General features: G+C 54.3%; 1 protein-coding gene. It reads right to left on the reverse strand.

The features are described 5' to 3' along the window. Positions 1-90: 90 nt before the first annotated feature. Positions 91-440 (reverse strand): OprD family outer membrane porin (locus J5M56_RS25595; RefSeq protein WP_207938135.1); only part of this gene is annotated, 350 nt, incomplete at its 5' end.

The following is a 440-nucleotide window of genomic DNA, read 5'->3' on the forward strand; positions in this document are numbered from 1 at the left end:
CCGGTTATTTGCGGTTTGCGCTGAAAAAACGCCGAAAAAAAACCCCGAACGAATCGGGGTTTTCTCATTTTTCTTACAGCGGATCGATCATCAGAAGATGTTGATCGGATAGTCCACGAATACACGCAGTTCGTTACCGCTGACGTTGTACTCGCTGGATTTCTGCGACACGCGCAGGATCGAACTGCGCAACTTCACGCTCAGGTCTTTGGCCGGGCCACTTTGCACGACGTACTTGAACTGGTTGAAGATCTCGCGCTCGGTGCCGCCTTCGCTTGTAGACGTGGTGATGTTGTCGCCGCGCACGTAAGCGAAGTTGTAGCTCAGACCCGGAACGCCGAACGAACCAAAGTCCAGGCCGTAACCCAGCTGCCAGCTGCGCTCGTCTTCGGCGTTGAAGTCGGACCAGTAGGAGTTGGCCAGATAGATGGAGTTACCAC

Source organism: Pseudomonas sp. 51_B (genome assembly GCF_017491595.1).
Classification (GTDB): Bacteria; Pseudomonadota; Gammaproteobacteria; order Pseudomonadales; family Pseudomonadaceae; genus Aquipseudomonas; species Aquipseudomonas promysalinigenes.